This is a genomic window from Ochrobactrum vermis (genome assembly GCF_002975205.1).
GTDB lineage: Bacteria > Pseudomonadota > Alphaproteobacteria > Rhizobiales > Rhizobiaceae > Brucella > Brucella vermis.
Genome location: NZ_PCOC01000001.1, coordinates 217,996 through 240,031, shown reverse-complemented (window position 1 = coordinate 240,031; position 22,036 = coordinate 217,996). Strand labels below are relative to the sequence as shown.

Genomic DNA, 22,036 nt, shown 5'->3' with positions numbered 1-22,036 from the left:
GAAACCGCCGGTTTTCACATTCATTCAGACCGCTATCAGGCCAGCGTATAGGCCGTCTTGACCGTCGTGTAGAACTCGGCAGCATAACGGCCCTGCTCACGCGGACCGTAGCTCGAACCCTTGCGCCCGCCGAACGGCACGTGGAAATCGACACCGGCAGTCGGCAGATTGACCATCACCATGCCCGCTTCCGAATTGCGCTTGAAATGGGTCGCATATTTCAGGCTCATCGTGCAGATGCCCGACGACAGGCCGAAGTTCGTATCATTGGCGGTGGCAAGCGCTTCTTCATAATCCTTGACACGGATGACCGAAGCGACCGGGCCGAAGATTTCCTCGCGGCTGATGCGCATCTGGTTGGTGGCTTCGGTGAAAAGTGCTGGCTGGAGATAGAAGCCCGGCGTTTCGCGGTTCAGGCGTTCGCCGCCAAAGGCAAGCTTTGCGCCTTCCTTGCGGCCAAGCTCGATATAATCCATGTCCTGCTGAAGCTGGCTTTCATCCACGACCGGGCCGATATGCGTGCCCTGCTTCAGCGCATTGTCGACCACGACGCCCTTCAGCCTTTCGATGGCGGCGGCAACAAACTTGTCGTGGATGCCTTCCGTCACGATGATGCGCGAGGATGCGGTGCAACGCTGGCCGGTCGAGAAGAAGGACGAATTGACCACGGACTCGACCGCAACATCAAGATCGGCGTCGTCCAGAACGACGACCGGGTTCTTGCCGCCCATTTCAAGCTGGAAGCGGCGGTTATGTTCAATGGAGGCAGCCGCAACGCGCTTGCCCGTGCCCGTCGAGCCCGTGAAGGTGACGGCCTGAACATCGGCACTGTCCAGAATGGTTTGGCCGACCACAGAACCCTTACCCATAACAAGGTTGAGAACACCCTTCGGCAATCCGGCGCGATGCAGGATATCGACAATCGCCCAGGAACAGCCAGGCACCAGATCGGCCGGCTTGAAGACGATGGTATTGCCGTAGCACAGCGCCGGAGCGATTTTCCAGGCCGGAATAGCAATTGGGAAATTCCATGGCGTAATGATGCCGACGACGCCGACCGGTTCGCGGGTGATCTCGACACCGATACCCGGACGTGCAGACGGCAGAACTTCACCAGCCAAACGCAAGGCTTCGCCCGCGAAGAAATCGAAAATCTGGCTGGCGCGGATGGTTTCACCGATGCCCTCAGCTAGCGTCTTGCCCTCTTCGCGCGACAGGAGACGGCCAAGCTCGTCCTTGCGCGCCAGAATCTCGTCTGCTGTCTTACGCAGGATCGCGTGGCGCTCCATAATCCCGGAACGGGACCAGGCCGGGAAAGCGCCCTTCGCAGCAGCGATGGCTGTCTTGGTGTCTTCGGCAGTTGCCCGTGCATAGGTTCCCACAACATCATTGGTGTCGGACGGGTTGATGTTGGCAGTGCCGTCACCGCCAACCCACTCGCCAGCGATCAGATTTTGATGAATTGTCATGAACTCTCCCTGTGCGCCGCACGGCTCTGATATATCTCAAAATGACCCATCACCCATCAGCCGTTGAATTGCAAGGCCGGAGCCGCCTTGTAACGAAAAAAGTGAAAATGCGAGCTCGGCACAAGTCTGAAAGACTGCATCGGCATGGCTCAGAACAAGGCTTGCAAATTTGTCACAGTCAAATGAGCGGATAGAAAAGTCTTCATTTTTTGCCTTGGCAAAATTTTATGCTCATTTATTGTGCACGCATCTGCAACACTGGCAAGAGGTATGAGATGCGTGTCTATTACCCATTCCCGATGGTGCCCAGTGTTTGCGCGGGCGCTTCCAAGCTTTAAGTCTTTGGCCCGCATTGCAGGCTAAGGCCTGAACGCCCTCCCTAAGAGGGCGCATTCAAAAAAACTTCCAAATTTGCCGCAGCCATCACTGGCTGCTTGTTTTGTCTTCTTTAAAGGAACCAGAATCCGTTTCAACGCGGCCTGGTATTATAGATATGACTCGGTTTCGTATAGATTTCCGGGGACCTGCCTTCCGCAACGTCCTCGGCTACACATTCGGCCATTGGCGAAGTCAACCTCTGCGGCTGGCGCTGATGATAATCGGCATGCTGCTTGCAACAGCCGCAGATGTTCTGACGCCACTCTATTCAGGGCGGTTGGTCGATGCGCTTTCATTGGGCAATGATGCAGCGTGGGATGCAGCCATTCACGCGTTGATCGTCCTGCTTGCGCTGGGTGCGCTGGCACTGATCACGCGTCAGCTGACCTTCTATGTCATTACTGACTTCACATTGAAGATCATGAGCGACATGGCGGCCAGCTCGTTCCACAAGCTGCAACGCTTTTCGACCGACTGGCATGCGAATGCCTTTGCCGGATCGACGGTGCGTAAGGTCTCGCGCGCCATGTGGGCGCTCGATCTGCTCAACGATACGCTGATCGTAGCGCTGCTGCCGTCGATCCTTATGCTGCTCGGCTCGGTAGCACTTCTGTCGTGGTACTGGCCGGTGATGGGTCTTCTTGTTGCGATCGGCTCAGTGCTTTTCATCGTCTGTACGATTGTGATTTCGCTTGGCTTTGTCGCTCCTGCGGCAACGCTTGCCAATAGCTGGGACACACGTATGGGCGGCGCTCTGGCCGACGCTATTTCGTGCAACGCCGTTGTCAAGGCATTCGGTGCGGAAGGTCGTGAAGATGGGCGTCTTGCAAAGGTCGTCACCAAGTGGCGCGGTCGTACACGCCGCACGTGGCTGATCGGCACGCTGAACGGCTTCATTCAGGGTGTAAACCTGCTGGTGATGCGCGGTGTGGTCATTGCCTTTGCGCTCTATCTCTGGAGCCAGGGCAAGGCAACGGCGGGCGATATCACCTTCGTTCTGACGGCCTTCTTCATGTTGCAGGGCTATCTGCGCGATGTGGGTATGCATATCCGTAACCTGCAACGTTCGGTCAACGATATGGAAGAACTGGTTCAGATCGAGGCCGAGCCTTACGGCATTGCCGACAAGCCGGGTGCGGGCGCGATCAAGATCGGAAATGGCGAGATCACGTTTGATAACGTCACCTTCCATTACGGCAATCATGATGCAGCTCTCTATCGCGACTTCTCGGTCAAGATTGAAGCTGGCGAACGGGTTGGTCTGGTTGGTCATTCGGGCTCGGGCAAGACGACATTCGTCAAGCTCATCCAGCGTCTTTACGACGTGAGTGGTGGTGCCATCAAAATCGACGGACAGAACATTGCCGAAGTCACACAGGCTTCGCTTCGTTCGCAGATTGCTATCGTGCAGCAGGAGCCGATCCTGTTCCACCGGACACTGGCCGAAAACATCGCCTATGCCCGCCCCGGCGCGACACAGGCGGAGATCGAAGAAGCTGCAAAGCTTGCAAGTGCGCATGACTTCATCATGCGTCTGCCTAAGGGCTACGCGACGCTTGTCGGTGAACGTGGTGTGAAGCTTTCGGGCGGTGAACGTCAGCGTGTGGCTATTGCCCGTGCGTTTCTGGCAGATGCACCGATCCTTATTCTGGATGAGGCGACATCGAGCCTTGATTCAGAATCGGAAGTGCTGATCCAGCAGGCAATGGAACGGCTGATGATCGGTCGTACAACGCTTGTCATTGCACACCGGCTTTCGACTGTCCGTGCGCTTGACCGGTTGCTGGTTTTCGACAAGGGCAAGATCCTTGAGGAAGGCGACCACGACGCGCTAATTCGCAGGCCGGGCGGCATCTATCGCCGGCTGTTCGAGCGTCAGGCGCTGGAACTGACCAAAGGACTGGAAGACGTCATTTCGTAATCCGATCCGCTATCTTACCATGGACAGGGCCGCGATCTTTCCGGCCCTGTTTTCATTTTATATTCTCCATTCATCATTCATTCAGATCACGGTGCGTATCACTCGCGGCCCAAGCGTTGCTTGACATTTCCATGACGGAAATGTGACAGGATTTTTGTAGAAGTTCGGGAATTGGTGAGTAGAATATGCCGGGTGTGATGGAAAATACCGCTACGCGTCGCTGGATCGATGCCGCGATTTTCGGGCCTACCCGTGTTGCGTGGCCCCTGCGTCTTGCCGCAATCGCGCTTGCGTCCATCGTGCTCTCGACCTTGCTCGTTTTCTCCATCGAATGGATTGTGCGCGGCTCGTTCACTGACACGATGCAGTTCTTCCGCACGCCGCATAAGCCCGCATGGACGACCGTTGCACTCTTCGTCGTGGTGCTGACAGCAAGCGACGCCATTTTCGGGCGAATTCATTATGGCTTTTTTGTTATCGGTCCGCTGGCGCTGATCGCCGCCGCAACAGCACGGGAAAAAAGCCTCTATCTTGGCGATCCGCTTTATCCGAGCGATTTTCTCTATGCCCGCCAGATTGTCGACCTTCTACCGCTGCTCGTACGTGACCGGCCATGGAGTGCCTTGGGCATAGCGCTGCTTCTCATCGCCTCCGCAGCATTAATGATCACCGTCACGCTGTATTGGTGGAGACGCTTCGATCCGATCCCGAGAAAAGGACGGATGTTGCGTCTCGCCTTCGCGCTACCGCTGCTTGCCTGGTTCGCGGTGATTTCAGACTATGCCAGGTTTTCGCTTGCACGCGACCGCCTGCGCATTCTGCCGATCATGTGGGACCAGAAGGAAAATTACGCGCATAACGGCTTTACCATGGCTTTCATCCTGAATGTGCCAATGGCCACTGTCTTCGCCCCTGAAGGCTATTCGCCGGAAGCGATTGCCGCCATTGAGCCGCCTGCGCAGCTAATCCCTGCTGCCTTCGACACCAGCAAGCCTGACGTCATTATGGTAATGAGCGAATCTTTTTGGGATCCGACACGCCTTCCGGGTGTGGCTTTCAGCGCAGACCCGATCCCGACAGTCCGTGCCGAACAATCCGGACATGTCTTCTCGCCGGAATTTGGCGGCATGACCGCCAATGTCGAGTTCGAGGCCCTGACCGGTTTTTCCAAAGCATTCCTACCCTCCGGCAGCATCCCCTATCAGCAATATATTCGCCGTCCGCTTCCCTCGCTTGCAAGCTTTTTCAAGGATCAGGGCTACGCGACGCGTGCCATCCATCCCTACCGCCAATGGTTCTGGAATCGTGGTCCCGTCTATGAAAACATGGGCTTCGACCGGTTCATGTCAGAAGAAAACATGCCTCCGCTGGAAAAACGCGGCTCATTGGCCTCCGACGCGGCATTGACCGATGAAATCATCCGCGAGGCAGATTCCACGGACGCGCCATTCTTCTTCTTCGCGGTTTCCCTTCAGGGGCATGGCCCTTACGAAACCAATCGCTACCCGGATTCCAAACTAGAGGTCCAGGCCGACACCAGTGAGCATACGCGCCAGTCGATCCGCTCCTATTCACAAGGCGCCATGGATGCTGATGCAAGCCTTGCACGGTTGATGGATTGGGCGTCCAAGCGCGAACGCGAAACCATTCTGGTGTTCTTCGGCGATCATCTGCCACCACTCGGTCCTGTCTATGTGGAGACCGGATTTATGGCAAACCGGGTTGCAAGTCGCACGGCCCCTGCCGCTGATCTGATGTTGCAGCATGAAACGCCACTTGTCCTCTGGTCAAACAAGCGTGGCGCCGAGCAGGGAACCGGTACGATCAGCCCCGCCTTCCTGCCATTGCACATTCTGGACATGGCCGGGATGCAGCATCCCTATTACACAGGCTTCCTGCGTCAGTTGCACGAACAATACCGGGTCGTTGACAATCACGCGGTTTTCGACCGATCAGAGAATGCCGAGGAAGGCTGGCAACAGAAGCCGCCTTTCCCTCCGCTCCTGCGCGATTATCAGATGCTGCAATACGATATGATCTTCGGTCGCAATTTTGCCCGCGAGCGATTCTTCCCCTCGCACCCGACACAGAGCTAGAGTCAGTTGTAGAGCCTGTTCCCTAGACTGGCGCTTTACCTGACGACTGGCGGATGATGAGTTTATACTCGATCCGTCGTGAGGGCGATAAATGGCCGGTTTCGATCTGGTTGAGGAGCATATCCGCTGCATCGCGGGTCATTTCGAAAATCGGCTGGCGGACGGTGGTGATCTGCGGCGAAACCATGCAGGCAATTGCACTGTCATCGAAGCCGACCACCGTTAGCTGATCAGGGATCGCGATGTTACGGTCATAGGCGATCTGCATGACGGCAGCCGCCATATCGTCGTTTGACGCAAACACGGCGGTCGGTGGCTCCTCAAGCGAGAGCAGCTTCTTTCCCGCCGCGAGGCCACTTGCAAAACTAAAACCACCCTGCACCTCATAGTCGGGATTACGTTCGATTCTGGCATCTTCCAGCGCGCGCCGATAACCCGCGAGACGCAGCTCCGCTGAGCGGTGGGTTGGATCGCCAATGACGATTGCAATGCGACGATGACCGAGCTTCAGAAGATACTCCATGAGATCGACGGAAGCCGCCTCGTCATCGATTGTGACACTGTCGGTCGGATGCACATTCACATCACCTGCGACACGGGCAAAAGGCATTGCTGAGGCAGTCAATTCGGCCAGAATTTCCGGATCGTCCGACATGGGCGGTGTCACGATGATACCGTCGAGACCGGAAGCATGTGCCGTTTCGATCAGCGAACCACGAATATCTTCACGATTTTCGACAGGAAAGATCAGCAACCGATATCGCGTGTCGCGCAGCCGTTCCAACGCACCCATCTGCAGTTCGGTGACATAGCTGGCGCTCGGATTCTCGAAGAACAGCCCGATCAGATGTGAACGCCGTTCAACAAGATTACGGGCGGCAACATTGGGCCGGTAACGCAATTCGCTTCCGGCTTGCCTGACCTTTTCGCGAATGGCTTCACGCACGTTCGGTTCGTCATTATAGACGCGCGAAACTGTCTTGATCGACACGCCGGCAAGACGTGCCACATCATGAATGGTTGCTCGTTTTCCTGCTGCGGCCATATCGGATCGTCTCCCTCCCTCTCCGATCTAACTAACCGCTTCAACATAAAACGAAAAGGGAAATCACGGAACCGAGCAAACCCGCGAGCGCGTCAGAAACCGGAGCTCGCGTCCATTGTCGAGGGAGAACATGCCTCCGCGCCCCGGAACGACATCGATGATGAGTTCAGTATGCTTCCAAACTTCATATTGCGGACCGCTGATATAGACTGGAGCGCCACCGATTTCTCCAAGTTTTACGTCCGTATCCCCGACGATGAATTCTCCTTGCGGATAGCACATCGGCGATGACCCGTCACAACAACCGCCCGACTGGTGGAACATGATCGGCCCATATTCGGCCTGCAATTCACGGATGAGATCGAGCGCTGCCGGTGTAGCGCTGACCTGACCTCGACCTTCATCCAGGTTTTCCTCCGCCATATCGTCCTCCCAAGAAGATGAACGGGCACTTTTACGATGCCCGTTCTAAGATTAACGCCTGAACATTATTGTGTCAGATCCATTACCACCCGACCTTCAATGTTACCCTGACGCATATCATCGAAGATGGAGTTGATATCTTCCAGCTTTTCAGTGCGGATAGTAGCGCGCACCTTGCCGTCCGCGGCGAAGTCGAGCGACTCCTGCAAATCGAGGCGGGTGCCGACGATGGAGCCGCGCACGGTGACGCCGTTCAGCACCATGTTGAAGATCGACAGCGGGAAATCGCCCGGCGGCAGGCCGTTCAGCGAAACCGTGCCGCCGCGTGACACCATGCCGAGCGCCTGTTCGAAGGCGATAGGAGAAACCGCCGTCACCAGCACGCCTTGCGCACCGCCATCGGTTTCCTTCTTGATATAGGCTGCCGGATCCTTATTCGTCCTGGCATTGACCGTCACCGTCGCGCCAAGCTTACGGGCAAGGTCGAGTTTCTTGTCGTCAATATCGACGGCAGCAACATTCATCCCCATGGCCTTGGCATATTGCACCGCCATATGACCGAGACCGCCAACGCCGGAAATCACCACCCAATCGCCCGGTTTGGTGTCCGTCACCTTGAGGCCCTTATAAACTGTGACACCGGCACACAGCACAGGCGCGATCTCGTTGAAATCGATATTCTTCGGCAGATGGCCGACGAAATTCGGATCGGCGACCACATATTGCCCGAAGCCGCCATTGACCGAATAGCCGGTATTGAGCTGCTCTTCGCAGAGCGTTTCCCAACCGCCGAGACAGTGGCGACAATGACCGCAGGCCGTATAAAGCCATGGAACGCCAACGCGGTCGCCCTCCTTCACATGCTTGACGCCAGCACCGACACCCGACACGAAACCAACGCCTTCATGACCGGGGATAAACGGCGGATTGGGCTTCACCGGCCAATCGCCTTCAGCGGCATGAAGATCGGTGTGGCAGACGCCGGAAGCCTGAATGGCAACCTGAATCTGGCCCGGTCCCGGTTCGGGTATCGGCACTTCGTCGATTGTCAACGGCTTGCCAAATTCTCGTACCACTGCCGCTTTCATTGTCTTGGCCATAAAGTCTCTCCTTCGTTATCGAATTGAGTTTCTTTCAAGCTGTTCCCCGAGACGGGACGGAAGAAATGTAGTCGGAAATATGGTGCACCCTGTTGCCGCGTCCAGCCAGCCGCGTGATGGCTTCCGGTCGGAAAGGGTCGCCCGGGCATTTTCGCCCAGGCCCCTTCGTCAGTCCCCTTGGGAGGGTGAACTGATACCGTTCTTCCAACGCAATACTGACATGGAAGACTGAAATGCTCTTTGATTAGACGCAATGCGGAGACGCATTCTTCGCATTGCAACTCGCCCAGTGACGAGGACAAGGGGTGATTAGATTCTGGCTATGGCGTGCCGAAGATGGTGTTCTTCGAGAACCGGAGCGGAGCGTACTTAAAGGTACGCGAGCACCGGAAGCGGAGAAGAATGCCGTTTGCAGGCCGCCAGAGCCTGAATATAACGCCCCTTAGAAGAAGCCCAGCTTCTTCGGGCTGTAGCTCACCAGCATGTTCTTGGTATTCTGATAATGCTCCAGCATCTTCAGATGGTTTTCGCGACCGATGCCCGACTGCTTGTAACCGCCAAAGGCCGCATGGGCCGGATAGGCATGGTAGCAGTTGGTCCACACACGGCCCGCCTGAATGGCGCGACCGAAGCGATACGCGCGCGTGCCGTCACGGGTCCAGATACCGGCACCGAGACCGTAGAGCGTGTCATTGGCAATCGACAGCGCTTCCGCATCGTCCTTGAAGGTTGCAACAGACACGACCGGTCCAAAAATTTCTTCCTGGAAGATGCGCATCTTGTTGTTGCCCTTGAACACGGTCGGCTTGACGTAATAGCCGCCCGCCAGATCACCCGGCAGAACATTGCGTTCGCCGCCGGTCAGCACTTCGGCGCCTTCCTGACGACCGATATCAAGATAGCTCAGAATCTTCTCAAGCTGCTCGCTCGACGCCTGCGCGCCGATCATCGTGGCCGGGTCGAGCGGGTCGCCCTGCACGATGGCTTCCACACGCTTCAGCGCCTTTTCCATGAACTTGTCGTAGATCGATTCATGGACGAGTGCACGGCTCGGACAGGTGCAGACTTCACCCTGATTGAGCGCGAACATCACAAAACCTTCGATGGCTTTGTCGAGGAAGTCGTCGTCTTCGGCTGCCACATCCTTGAAAAAGATGTTGGGCGACTTGCCACCAAGTTCCAGCGTGACCGGGATGAGGTTCTGGCTGGCATATTGCATGATGAGGCGACCGGTCGTGGTTTCGCCGGTGAATGCGATCTTGGCGATGCGCGGGCTGGATGCCAGCGGCTTGCCTGCTTCGAGACCGAAACCATTGACGACATTGACCACGCCTGCGGGCAAAAGATCGCCGATCAGTTCCATCAGCACTAGGATTGAGGCCGGGGTCTGTTCAGCGGGCTTCAACACCACGCAATTGCCAGCGGCGAGCGCCGGAGCCAGTTTCCACACCGCCATCAGGATAGGGAAGTTCCACGGAATAATCTGGCCGACAACGCCCAGCGGTTCATGGAAGTGATAGGCGACCGTGTCGTGGTCGATTTCCGAAATGCCGCCTTCCTGTGCGCGGATGACACCGGCGAAATAGCGGAAGTGATCGACAGCCAGCGGAAGATCGGCAGCGGTGGTTTCGCGGATCGGCTTGCCGTTGTCCCATGTTTCGGCGGCAGCGAGTGCGGGCAGATTTTCCTCAATCCGGTCAGCAATGCGATTGAGGATAAGTGCGCGTTCAGCCGCACTCGTCTTACCCCAGGCATCCTTGGCGGCATGCGCTGCATCGAGAGCCGCTTCAACGTCGGCAGCATCCGATCGGGCGACTTCGCAAAGCACCTGGCCGTTCACTGGCGAGGTGTTCTCGAAATAGCGTCCCGACTTGGGTTCGACCCATTTGCCCCCGATAAAATTTCCGTAGCGCTTTGCAAAAGCCGGCTTCACTGTCCGGCTGAATTCAACCTTGTTCATGACATCCTCCCAAAAACAACGCTGCTCCTACAGCGCTTGATGGTCGAGGATCGCCCGGCGACACGAAAGAGTCATCCCGCGCATTCAAGCTCGCAAGGTTATGTGTCGCAATATTGAGACAGTTGCGTCCGCTTATTTCTGCTTAGAACACATCCCGAAAAGTGTGGAACGGTTTTCGGATAAGATGCGCGTCTGAACAAATAGATAGGGCACCGATCTGATTCAATCAGATCGAAACGCGCTCTAATGCGAACGAATGATCTTCAGGCGGTTCAGCTTGCGATGAAGTGTGGCACGGCTGATGCCCAAAAGTCCGGCAGCGGCCGAAATATTCCCTTCGGCGCGCGCAAGAGCCCGCAAAATAACGCTCCGCTCCGACTCTGCCATGTCTTCACGTGGATCGGCATGCCAGCCGAGAAGATCTGCTGCCGGCAACGAAACTGCCAGAGCAGCATCGTCAAGACCCATTGCCAGACGGGCTGCACGCGTAGCGCCAATGACCAGATCATCCTTGTCGACCGCGATCAATGCTCCGCCGGTTCTGTCGGGGCTCGGTGCCAACATGATACGAGCCTCGGGAAAAGCCTGACGGAAATTTTCGGCCTCGATGCGCCGTGCAGCATCAATTACAGCGACAGATATCAACTGTGCGAACGCCTCGGTCAGATCCGCACGACACGAGGACACATCAAGCGCGGCCATCAAACGCCCCTGATGATCGTGGATTGGAGCGACCGTACAGGAAAGTCCGATATTACGGGTGTGAAAATGTTGGTCGCGATGAATCGTTAGTGGCCGCTGCTCGACAATACAGGTACCTATGCCATTCGTGCCTTCGCTCTGCTCGCTCCAGACAGCACCGGTCCAAAGCCCCCAGCGATAGAAGGTATCGTCATCGCCCGGTGCGCCGCGACGTTCGACCGGCACACCTTCGCTATCAGCCAGAAGCACACAACAGCCAACACCACCGACGGCCAGATAGAGGCGATCCATGCTGGCTTGAGCGATACTGACAAGGCGTTCGATACGCTGATGTGCGGTCCTAAACTCGCCATCGGAAAGCGTGCGCACGGCCCCCAGCTCAGCAGGATCAAGTCCGTGCAGCTCAGCCGAGCGGCGCCAGGAGGCAACCAGAGCAGATCTTGCAGCCCCACCTGCCGTCATTATCGCGGATTGAATCCGATCCGCATGTATTCGGTCTTGCGGTGTGCCCATCTTTTCCTCCCAGGAAGGCTGGAACCCGCTGTCTGGAGGAATAATGACTGCTCAAAACACAACTGGCAAGTGTGACTGCAGATTGACGATCAGTTCAAGCGACACGTGCTGGCTTCAGATATCGCTCAAGCGAGGAAACATCCGCCGCATTGAGGAGAAGGCCAAGTTTCGTGCGCCGCCACAAAATATCCTCAGCGCTGACTGCCCATTCATTCTCCAGGAGATAACGCACTTCAGCTTCATAAAGATCGGCACCGAAATACTGTCCGAGATCGGCGAGTGAAACGGCTTGCCCGAGGAGGACATGAATACGCGTCCCATATTGTCGGAACAGACGCCGAGCATGAGCAGGTGCCAGGAAAGCATAAACAGCATTCACCTTTTGCAGCTCAAGCTCGAACTCGACGTCCACGAAATCGCCGCCGGGCAACGGAGCAGCATGTGTCCATGGCGCGCCCTTTTCACCCAGCCGCTGTTCAATCTTCTCCAGCATATGTTCGGCGAGCCGACGCGCTGTCGTCAGTTTGCCGCCGAACACATTGATCAGGGGAGCAAGCCCGTCGGGAGCGTCTTCTTTCAACACATAATCGCGGGTTGCTTCCTGTGCCTTGCTTGCACCATCATCATATAGCGGACGCACCCCGGAATAGGTCCACACGATATCCGCCCGCGTGACCGGCTCCTTGAAATATTCGCTGGCTGCCGCACAGAGATAGTCGGTCTCACCATCGGTGATCGCAACCTTGGCTGGATCGCCCCGATAGTCCTGATCGGTCGTGCCAATCAGAGTAAAGTCGTCCTCATAGGGAATAGCGAATATGATACGCCCGTCATTGTTCTGGAAGAAATAGGAACGCGGATCGGAGAATTTTTTTCGCACCACGATGTGGCTGCCCTGCACAAGGCGGACATTGTGAAGCTGTCGATCTCCCTCGACACCTTGCAGAACCTTGTCAGCCCAAGGGCCAGCGGCATTGACCAGCAAGCGAGCGCGAACTTCCTCGCGTTCGTATGTACCAGTATCTTCGAGCGTAATGGTCCAGTATTCCCTGTCGCGGCGAGCCGCCACGACTTTGGTTCGCGTTCTGATGATCGCGCCGCGATCCGCTGCATCCCGGGCGGTTAAAGCGACGAAGCGCGCATCGTCCACCCAGCAATCCGAATATTCGAACGCCTTTGTAAAAAGCGGCTTCAGGGGCTCTGCTGCCGGATCGGAACGCATATCAAGCGTACGCGTCGCGGGAAGCTTTTTACGCCCGCCCAAGTGGTCATAGAGGAACAATCCGAGCCTCAACAGCCACGCGGGACGCATTCCGCCTTTATGATAGGGCAGCACAAACCGCATCGGATGAATGATGTGCGGTGCATTGGCCCACAGCACCTCGCGCTCCATCAGCGCCTCGCGCACCAGACGAAACTCGTAGTGCTCCAGATAACGCAAACCGCCATGAATGAGCTTGGTTGCGCGCGACGAGGTGCCGCTTGCCAGATCGTTCATTTCGGCAAGACCAACTGAAAATCCCCGGCCAACCGCATCACGCGCGATACCGCAGCCGTTAATACCGCCGCCGATTACAAAAATGTCGAATAGTTTCTCTTGCGCCATGGCGAACCCCGAAGACCACTCTCCGAAAACCAAAGCGAATATAATTCATTTCATACGAAAGCAAACCGAAAATAAAACGAAACTACATTCGTTTTTCTTCCGCCGGACTTTCTCCAAGGGTTTCGATCAACTCAACCTCGTTTTCACGGCACAATTCCCGCAACTGCTTTGACGGGCAGTGATCGGTGATGAAGGTATCGATCTGCGATATGTGGCCGATGCGCACCGGTGCGGTCCGCTCCAGCTTTGTGGAATCGGTCACGAGAATTACATGTCGGGCATTGGCGATGATGGCCTGCGCCACTTTCACTTCACGGAAATCGAAATCGAGCAGGGCCCCGTCCTCGTCCATGGCGGAAGCGCCGATGATCGCGTAATCAACCTTGAACTGCCGGATGAAATCAACGGCAGCTTCGCCGACGATGCCCCCATCAGACGGGCGCACGACACCACCTGCAACCACCACTTCTATCGAAGGGTGGACACGCAGCGTGTTGGCAACATTGATATTATTTGTGATGACCATCAGATTGCTGTGATCGACCAGTGCCTGACTGACAGCTTCGGTCGTAGTGCCGATATTGATGAACAAGGAAGCCCCGTCAGGAATAATCTCCGCAGCAGCCCGCCCGATCGATTCCTTTTCATGCGCGGCGATGCGGCGTCGCGCTTCATATTCCATATTCTCCACGCCAGACGGATAGAGTGCCCCCCCGTGGATACGGCGCAGCATCCGGGCGCGGCAAAGGTCGTTCAAATCCTTGCGCACCGTCTGCGGCGTCACCTCGAAAGCCGCGGCGAGGTCGTCCACCAGAACCTGCCCTTGCTTGCGCGCGAGCTCAAGAATTGCGTTGTGACGGGGAGTAAGCTGCATTTTTATCCCAGAGCTGGAATTCGTCTGATTGCGTTAGGGTAATTTCGCGGTTTTTCAATAGAAAGCAACCACTTCAGTTCGAATGGCATCGACTGCATTCCCATTCCAGCAGTTTTTGACATTCATCACCCCTTACCCACGATTTACGGAATACAAGTATAAATTCAAATATAAACCTTCGTTTACATTTCTGACAAAACAGATATTTCGTCTGTTAATGCTTAAACTCGAACGATCCCTTCGGGGGAGTCCATAGAATCCTCATAAACCTATTTGTTATAGGAAAATCTAATATCTATATTCACAAGGAGCCAAAACAACCTATTATTTAAATCATCTCTTGCGCAGAAAAGACTGAAATAATGCAGGAGACAAGGGCGCAAGGACCGCAAACAAAGCATGATGCGCTCATGCCAGCTCGACGCAAACATACAATCAAGACTATCGAGCTGTTCAATTCAGGCAAAAGAATGCGGGGAGTGATGCGTGGTGTTGATGCGTAACAGACCGAGTGTGTGATGGGCTCCGGAAGGCAGGGCGGTGTCTTCGGCAAGACCGGAATAAGAACCCAATAAAGGAACACCCCGCTCTCATTTTTTCGAACGCGCATCTTTCCCGAAAGCCGTTTCACACTTTTCGGAATATGTTCGATTCTGGAGAGGCGATCGCCAATTCGCCTCTCCAAACTTTTTAGGCGAACGGCACCAAACCGATGAAAATAATCGGATGGTTCAGTCGAGATCGAACTTCTCTCCGTACATTCTGTGCAGTTTGCATGCTACTTCGGTGCGGTTCGCAGCGCCGATCTTCTTCATGATGTTGTGCACGTGCGCCTTGACCGTGCCTTCGCTCATACCGAGTTCGAATGCGATGATCTTGTTCGACTTGCCAATCCGGATGGCATGGACGACTTCGATTTCTCGCGCCGTAAGCAGTTCACCCAGAACATCATCATCGATATCGGTCGGCGCGGTCTGGAAAACCATCGAAGCGGGCACATACATGCCGCCGGCAGTTGCAAGATGAATGGCCTCGACGCAGACTTTTATATCGACTGAAGTTGGGATATAGCCGCGCGCGCCGATTTCCATTGCGCGCACAACCTGAGCCCACTCTTCGCGTTCAGCAAGAAAAACGACCGGAACCGGACGCCAAAGTTCGATCACAGCCTGCAATTTTTCCGAGAAAAATGGATCGGCCAATCGTTTCGAGCCGATATTGATGAGAACGACAGCAATATCGTCCGTTGGATCCGCGAGCTCGACCGCCGCTTGTGTCTCCACGGGAAGCTTGAGACCATTCAGCACGAGCCCGTTATAAAGGCACTGGCGCTCAAGGTTGCTTTTGCATACGAGCAACATACGCCGTCCACGCGCTGCCTCAACGCTTGCGGCGTTGCCCCTATCGCCAACGCTCTCCGAAGCCGCCCAAAGGCTATCCCCTCTTGTTTCCAACATGTGATACTCCCGGCGCTACTCAAGTTGCTCTATGTTTATGCATCCAACTATTACTTTCGTCAGAGACGAGTGATTTCATGTGCCTGCCTGGATAGACCTATGGCGTTGACTGGGGTAAATATTGCTATCGGGAAATAATCGTGTCATTAACTTATGTTAGCAATGCAGAAAATTTATGACCGTCCATAAGAACGACTTGTAGAGCGGGAGGATATAGCCTCTATATCTTTCGTTTAGATGGTTTTCGGGCTTACAGAATTTATCGACGTAGCATGGGGCAGTTGCGTATTCCCAAATTCAAGAATACTCAAAATTCTGACGGAAAAACCGTTTGATGGTTTATCCGTTTTTCCAAACGCAAGATCGCAATGCGGTCCTGCGGGAAATGCTTCGGAACGCATTTCGATTTGATTGAATCAAATCGCGCTCTAATTGTTCGTTTTAACGCGCATCTTTTCCGAAAAGCTATTCCATGCATCTCGGAATACGTCCTAGTGGGTTAGAAATGCATAGTGGCAAGCAGACCACAGCCCCATCGATTGAAGCGCTTATTGGTTTATTGGAGACGGCTCCAATTCTGGCCAAGCTTGAAGCGCGGGAAACAGACGCGCTTTCTTCGCTCACTGTGATTGAAAACGATTTTGCCGCCGATGCCACCATCATCGAGCAAGGTGCGCGCGTCAGAAGCATCCATCTTGTGCGCTCCGGCTGGGGATGCGTTTATCGCGATCTGTCGAGTGGTGAACGGCAGATTATCGACTTCCCCATGCGGAGCGATTTTCTCGGCCTTAGAACCGCCGATGGATATAGCTACAACACAATCGCGGCAATCACACCGATGTCGGTTTTCGAGATCCCACTCGCCTCGCTTGAAGCCTCTATTGAACGCGCGCCGCGCCTCAGTCTGATCCTTATCGAGCTTCTTGCACGCCAACGGTCCATGTTGATCGAGCACCTTACCAATATCGGATGTCGCGCCGCGTTCGTCCGAACCGCACATCTGTTTCTTGAGCTTTCCGACCGTGTGGAATCGTGCGGGATGGGCGACCCGAACTCCTTCTATTGCCCCCTTACGCAATATCAGCTCGCTGATGCTCTGGGACTGACGCCCATCCATCTCAACAGGATGCTGCGTGACCTGCGCGAGGAAGGATTGATCCAGTTTCGATCAAATCGTGTGGAAATACTGGATCGAAAACGCGTGGTTGCTCTCGCTGAATATGACGGCGAGTTCATGCGTATGTCGGTTTTCGGGAAGAGGGAATAGGCAGGGACTGCCGACCTCAGTCATCTGTTCGCAGAGCGACAGAAGGCCCGAAACCGGGCCTTCATTGTTTTAACGCGCCTATCGGATTCAATCAGATCGGCGCTCTAACGCTCTTCCCGCGACAAGCGCCTGCCATCCGGTCTCGCGATCCAGTCCCCCCGGATTTATCGAGATCACGACACCGGTCTTGACGCGTCGCCGCAAGATGCTGTTTTCGTCCGGTGCAATCCGAATTACCCGCCTATCGCAAAGCGCCTGAAGGCTGGCGCGAGAGATTTGAAGCTCGGTTGCCAAGAGACGATCGAGGCGTATGCTGGCGGTCAAGGCCACCTGCAATTCGATCTCGATTAGTTTGGAGTTTGCTGTGCCATGCGCGATGCCTTTCACAACTTCGCACTCTGAAAACTCATCGACGCGCTGCGATTTACGTCTCAGTGCCTGGATATCGAACGCTTCCCTCCGGATCCATTGCGGATCGTTGGACTGAAGTGCCTCCAATATCTTAGGGTCGATCTCGCGAACATTCTGTCGTTCGAAGATCGGCCGATTCCATGTTTTGTCACATGTCAGACACTTATAGATCAGCCACGCATCCAGCTTGCGACCATTGGCATTCAGTCGAACCTTTCCGCTCGACTGAAAAGCCTTCAATTTGCTGCATCCACCGCACGCAATCCAAGGCTGAGGGGCAATTTTCGGTGTGATGATCCACCGTACCCGAAGAGTATCGCTCATAATATCTCGGTCTTCCATTTTGGAAGCTCACCAAGATGGCGAATGAGGTGCCCCGTTCCGGGCGCGGTATGGCGATGTTTTGAGTGGCTGAAGAGCAGAGACAGCACAAGCTGTCCGGCACATTTGACAATGCCAAACCGGTCTCTACCGCCACCCGATGAACAAGTTCATACCCCGACAGCTTCTTGCTATCAGGTGTACAGGTGAAACTGGATGAGACCGGTATTAATTAGGCAAAATCTACCTCAATGCGCCAATGCTCTTCGACGAAGCACTTAACACAATATCAGCTTAAGATGTAGCCCTGCGCTGAGTTCTTTTGAAAGAGTTGCATCGTGCAATTCGCATACAACAACTTGTTGCCACCGAACTGGAAAGTGAAACATCAGATGAATGAGGGCACGCCCTCAAGTAAATGGTCGGAGTGAGAGGATTCGAACCTCCGACCCCCTCGTCCCGAACGAGGTGCGCTACCAGGCTGCGCTACACTCCGTGACCATGTGGTCGTGACCTTGAGGCGGCTTATAACGCCCCAAATTTCAAGCTGCAAGTGCATCTTGCCGTTTTTTTAAATGCCCAACCCGAAAAGTTGGACACGGCTTTCGGGCGCGCTGAATATGAGAACCGGACACTCTGTCGGTTTGTTATCGATAGGTGTCACATCGCGGCAAAAACAGGCAGTGTTCCACCGCCGAAAGCCACAAAATTAGGGTTGGCAAATCCGGCGACACCTTCATCGGCGCGTTGACCATAGGAGAGCGGTGTTCCCTCGAATGTCGTGGTAAGGCCGCCCGCAGCGCGTAACACAGCGTCGCCTGCTGCCGTATCCCATTCCATCGTCGGGCCGAACCGCGGATAGATGTCGGCCTCTCCGCTGGCGATCAGGCAAAACTTCAACGACGAGCCAATGGAAACGCAGTTGCTGATCCTGTTGTCGTTCAGGAACTTTTCCGTCTCCGGGTTCTTATGGGACCGGCTGCAGACGGCCACGCGCTCCGGCCCGTGAACACGCACTGCTATCCCACGCCGTGATCCGACCGCATGATCTTTGGTCGTCGTTATTTCTTCGGCACCGTTGCTGTTTCCGATGAACAAACGATTGCGAACCGGCGCGTAGACAATGCCGAGAGCCGGAACGCCATCCTCGATCAGGCCTATATTCACCGTGAAATCGCCGTTTCGCAGTAGAAATTCGCGTGTTCCATCCAGCGGATCGACCAATAGAAACCGCCTTCCCAACTGCGAAGGCAAACGTCCCGCCGCCACTTCTTCTTCCGCCACAACCGGAATATCTGGGATGACAGAAGCGATTGCCGCAAGAATGATGGCCTCCGCGTCACGATCTGCTTCCGTGACGGGCGAAGCATCTTTTTTGCTCTGAACCGCGCAACCATTGGCATAGTGCTTCATAATAATGCGCCCCGCCGCCAGTGCAGCTTCCTGCAGGACGGCCAGCATTGCTTCGCCGTTTGGATCGGCTTTCGGGGAGGCTGAAATCTTCATTGCTCAGATCGACCAGGAATCACTGCCATAACTGCCGATGATACCATGTTCGGCAAGATACTTTTCTACTTCTGCGACGAGTTCGTCAACGTCACGACCTGTCGTATTCAGGCGAAGTTCCGGTGAAACCGGCTCTTCGTAAGGAGAATCTATCCCAGTGAAAGCCTTGATCTCTCCGCGCAAAGCCTGCGCATAGAGCCCTTTCGGGTCGCGGGCGATGCATTCCTCGATTGGCGTATCCACGAATATTTCCACAAATTCGCCCTCAGGCAGCCGAGAGCGAATGTGATCCCGTTCGCTCCGAAATGGCGAAATGAAGGAGACCAGCACCACCAGTCCGGCATCGATCATCAATCGGGCGACTTCGCCGACACGGCGGATATTCTCTGCCCTATCCTCCTCTGAGAAGCCCAGATCGCTGTTGAGGCCATGGCGGACATTATCACCGTCCAGCAGATAAGTGTGCTTTCCCAGCGCATGGAGGCGCTGTTCCAGCCGGTTTGCGATGGTGGATTTGCCAGAGCCGGACAGACCCGTAAACCAGAGTACAGCCGGTTTCTGGAATTTCTGCGCTGCGCGTGTCTGCTTGTCGAGGTCGAGAGGCTGAAGATGCACATTCGTCGCCTGCCGGAGAGCACTATCGACCGTTCCTGCACCTACAGTGGCGTTGGTAAGCCTGTCGATCAATACGAATGCACCCGTTACACGATTGTCGGCGTAGGGATCGAATGCAATCTGATCTACTGTCTGGAGATGGCAAAGTCCAATCTCGTTGAGGTCGAGGCGAGAGGTGTCCTGATGCGTAATACTGTCAACATCAGTTCTGTAAACGATCTCGTTGATCGTTACCGGTGTCTGATCCGTCTCTGTACGAAGGATATAGGAACGGCCGGACTGCAACGCCTCTTCGCCGAACCAGACTATATTGGCTGAGAAGCGATCCGCCACTTCGGGCCGGGCTTCCGTCCCTACCAGCATATTGCCGCGTGAAACCTCGATCTCGTCCTCCAGCACCAATGTGACAGCCTGCCCTTCGGAAACACGCGGCAGGTCACCGTCATAGGTGGCAATGCGCTTTACACGGGATGTCTTGCCAGATTTGGCAACCACCACGGCATCACCCACGCTGATCGAACCTGACGCCACGGTGCCGGAGAAGCCGCGAAAATCAAGATTGGGCCGGTTTACATATTGCACGGGAAAACGAAACGGCTTTGCCGCTGCCTCAGTATCGATGCGCACGGTTTCCAGATGTTCAAGCAGGTGCGGCCCCTCATACCAGCCCATGCGTGGCGACGGCAGGGTAACGTTATCACCAAAGCGTGCCGAGAGGGGAATCGGCTGGATGCTGACAAAACCTAGTTCTTTGGCAAAGCTCATATAGTCCGCGACAATGCGCTCAAAAGCCTCTTGCGAGAAATCGACCAGATCGATCTTGTTCACGGCCAGAACGATGTGGCGAATGCCGAGCGCCGAGGCGATGAAGGAATGGCGCCGTGTCTGGGTCAGTACGCCCTGACGGGCATCGATGAGCACGATTGCGAGATCGGCTGTCGAGGCACCGGTTGCCATGTTGCGCGTGTATTGCGCATGCCCCGGCGTGTCCGCGACGATGAATTTGCGACGTGGCGTCGAAAAGAAGCGATAGGCGACATCGATGGTGATCCCCTGCTCCCGCTCGGCTTCCAGCCCGTCGACCAGCAACGCAAAATCGAAGTCGTCATCCGTCGTGCCGAACTTGCGGCTATCATTCTTCAATGATGCAAGTTGGTCCTCGAAGATGAGTTTCGTGTCGTAAAGCAGACGCCCGATGAGCGTTGACTTACCATCATCCACTGACCCGCAAGTGAGAAAACGCAGCAAAGTTTTCCGCTCCTGATCGGCCAGAAAATCGCTAACTGCGGCATTGGTCGCAACAGGCTTGATTATCGCATTCATCAGAAATAGCCCTCGCGCTTCTTTTTCTCCATCGATCCGGCTTCATCACGATCGATGGCGCGGCCCTGCCGCTCGGATGTACGAGCAATCAGCATTTCTTCGACGATGCCCGAGAGGTCGGCCGCGCTGGATTCAATTGCGCCAGTGAGTGGATAGCAGCCAAGCGTGCGGAATCGCACCAGTCGGTTTTCTACCTGTTCGCCCTGACGCAACTTCATACGGTCATCGTCGACCATGATCAGCATGCCATCGCGTTCGACCACCGGACGATGCGCCGCAAAATAAAGCGGCACGATGGGGATGTTCTCCTGCAGGATATATTGCCAGATATCGAGTTCGGTCCAGTTCGACAGCGGAAAGACGCGGATCGACTCCCCGGCGGAAACTCGCGTATTATAGATCTTCCACATTTCCGGACGCTGGTTCTTGGGGTCCCAGCCATGCTGCGCGTTACGGAAAGAAAAGATGCGCTCCTTGGCGCGCGATTTCTCCTCGTCGCGACGAGCGCCGCCAAAAGCGGCATCGAACTTGTATTTGTCGAGCGCCTGCCGCAAAGCGACCGTCTTCATCACATGGGTGTGGATATTCGATCCATGACTAAATGGACCAATACCCTCGCGCACGCCATCCTCGTTGATATGCACGAGCAGTTCGAAACCCTTTTCACGTGTCTGGGCATCACGAAACTCGATCATCTCGCGAAACTTCCATGTCGTATCGACATGCAGAAAGGGAAAGGGTGGCGGAGCCGGATAGAATGCCTTCATCGCCAGATGCAGCATCACCGAAGAATCTTTCCCGACCGAGTAAAGCATCACCGGATTGGAGAAGGTTGCTGCAACCTCACGAAAAATATGGATCGCTTCCGCCTCTAGGCGCTGCAGATGCGTCAGGTTCTTGGTCAGGGATGCATGATGCACGACTACTTACTCCCGGTAACCGGATGGGGACTCGATACTGGCTGGAGGGGTGGCGCAAGCCTTCATCCGGCGCAGGTGCGGCAAAGGCCACGATGCGCGCATTGTCGTGAAATGATGCGGAAAAGTGAA

The 22,036-nt window shown here is 55.3% G+C and carries 16 protein-coding genes and 1 tRNA gene; 3 read left to right on the top strand and 14 right to left on the bottom strand.

Annotated elements, in window-relative coordinates; genetic code table 11:
* Positions 1 to 35 precede the first annotated feature (35 nt).
* Positions 36 to 1,469 (bottom strand): aldehyde dehydrogenase family protein, encoded by a 1,434-nt coding sequence (locus CQZ93_RS01095; protein ID WP_105540940.1) that lies wholly within the window; start codon positions 1,467 to 1,469, stop codon positions 36 to 38.
* Between the two features lie 493 nt (positions 1,470 to 1,962).
* Here CQZ93_RS01095 and CQZ93_RS01090 point away from each other — a divergent pair, with 493 nt between their 5' ends.
* The gene (locus tag CQZ93_RS01090; RefSeq protein ID WP_105540939.1) at positions 1,963 to 3,768 is read left to right on the top strand and encodes an ABC transporter ATP-binding protein; all 1,806 of its coding nucleotides are present in this window, start codon (positions 1,963 to 1,965) and stop codon (positions 3,766 to 3,768) included.
* Positions 3,769 to 3,953: 185 nt separating this feature from the next.
* Positions 3,954 to 5,864, top strand: a complete 1,911-nt coding sequence (locus CQZ93_RS01085) for an LTA synthase family protein (protein ID WP_105540938.1) — start codon at positions 3,954 to 3,956, stop codon at positions 5,862 to 5,864.
* Positions 5,865 to 5,886: 22 nt separating this feature from the next.
* On the opposite strand, the gene CQZ93_RS01080 is transcribed toward CQZ93_RS01085, so the two are convergent.
* From CQZ93_RS01080 to CQZ93_RS01045, 8 genes are all read right to left on the bottom strand, one after another.
* A complete protein-coding gene (locus tag CQZ93_RS01080; RefSeq protein ID WP_105540937.1) occupies positions 5,887 to 6,909 on the bottom strand; it encodes a LacI family DNA-binding transcriptional regulator in 1,023 nt (340 codons plus the stop codon).
* A gap of 63 nt (positions 6,910 to 6,972) precedes the next feature.
* Positions 6,973 to 7,332 (bottom strand): DUF779 domain-containing protein, encoded by a 360-nt coding sequence (locus CQZ93_RS01075; protein ID WP_105540936.1) that lies wholly within the window; start codon positions 7,330 to 7,332, stop codon positions 6,973 to 6,975.
* Positions 7,333 to 7,397: 65 nt separating this feature from the next.
* Positions 7,398 to 8,432 carry an alcohol dehydrogenase AdhP gene (gene adhP, locus CQZ93_RS01070; protein WP_105540935.1) on the bottom strand — a complete coding sequence of 345 codons (1,035 nt, stop codon included), beginning with the start codon at positions 8,430 to 8,432 and terminating at the stop codon, positions 7,398 to 7,400.
* Positions 8,433 to 8,874: 442 nt separating this feature from the next.
* A complete protein-coding gene (adh, locus tag CQZ93_RS01065; protein WP_105540934.1) occupies positions 8,875 to 10,392 on the bottom strand; it encodes an aldehyde dehydrogenase in 1,518 nt (505 codons plus the stop codon).
* A 243-nt stretch (positions 10,393 to 10,635) separates the two neighbouring features.
* On the bottom strand, positions 10,636 to 11,607 hold the full coding sequence (locus tag CQZ93_RS01060) for a GAF domain-containing protein (protein WP_105540933.1): 972 nt from the start codon (positions 11,605 to 11,607) through the stop codon (positions 10,636 to 10,638).
* A gap of 94 nt (positions 11,608 to 11,701) precedes the next feature.
* Positions 11,702 to 13,213 (bottom strand): glycerol-3-phosphate dehydrogenase, encoded by a 1,512-nt coding sequence (gene glpD / locus CQZ93_RS01055; RefSeq protein ID WP_105540932.1) that lies wholly within the window; start codon positions 13,211 to 13,213, stop codon positions 11,702 to 11,704.
* Positions 13,214 to 13,295: 82 nt separating this feature from the next.
* Positions 13,296 to 14,087 (bottom strand): DeoR/GlpR family DNA-binding transcription regulator, encoded by a 792-nt coding sequence (locus CQZ93_RS01050; RefSeq protein ID WP_105540931.1) that lies wholly within the window; start codon positions 14,085 to 14,087, stop codon positions 13,296 to 13,298.
* Between the two features lie 731 nt (positions 14,088 to 14,818).
* Positions 14,819 to 15,544 (bottom strand): response regulator transcription factor, encoded by a 726-nt coding sequence (locus CQZ93_RS01045; protein ID WP_105540930.1) that lies wholly within the window; start codon positions 15,542 to 15,544, stop codon positions 14,819 to 14,821.
* 505 nt (positions 15,545 to 16,049) lie between these two features.
* Here CQZ93_RS01045 and CQZ93_RS01040 point away from each other — a divergent pair.
* Positions 16,050 to 16,811, top strand: a complete 762-nt coding sequence (locus tag CQZ93_RS01040; RefSeq protein WP_105540929.1) for a Crp/Fnr family transcriptional regulator — start codon at positions 16,050 to 16,052, stop codon at positions 16,809 to 16,811.
* An 87-nt stretch (positions 16,812 to 16,898) separates the two neighbouring features.
* On the opposite strand, the gene CQZ93_RS01035 is transcribed toward CQZ93_RS01040, so the two are convergent.
* The 5 genes from CQZ93_RS01035 to cysD all read right to left on the bottom strand — a co-directional run bounded on the left by CQZ93_RS01035 (position 16,899) and on the right by cysD (position 21,907).
* A complete protein-coding gene (locus CQZ93_RS01035) occupies positions 16,899 to 17,546 on the bottom strand; it encodes a DUF1062 domain-containing protein (protein ID WP_105540928.1) in 648 nt (215 codons plus the stop codon).
* Between the two features lie 416 nt (positions 17,547 to 17,962).
* Positions 17,963 to 18,039: transfer RNA gene (locus CQZ93_RS01030), tRNA-Pro, on the bottom strand.
* 164 nt (positions 18,040 to 18,203) lie between these two features.
* Positions 18,204 to 19,049, bottom strand: a complete 846-nt coding sequence (gene cysQ, locus CQZ93_RS01025; RefSeq protein ID WP_105540927.1) for a 3'(2'),5'-bisphosphate nucleotidase CysQ — start codon at positions 19,047 to 19,049, stop codon at positions 18,204 to 18,206.
* Between the two features lie 3 nt (positions 19,050 to 19,052).
* Positions 19,053 to 20,987 (bottom strand): sulfate adenylyltransferase subunit CysN, encoded by a 1,935-nt coding sequence (gene cysN, locus CQZ93_RS01020; RefSeq protein ID WP_105540926.1) that lies wholly within the window; start codon positions 20,985 to 20,987, stop codon positions 19,053 to 19,055.
* Positions 20,987 to 21,907, bottom strand: a complete 921-nt coding sequence (gene cysD, locus CQZ93_RS01015; protein ID WP_105540925.1) for a sulfate adenylyltransferase subunit CysD — start codon at positions 21,905 to 21,907, stop codon at positions 20,987 to 20,989. Before cysD ends, cysN begins: the two co-directional genes overlap by 1 nt.
* Between the last annotated feature and the right edge of the window lie 129 nt (positions 21,908 to 22,036).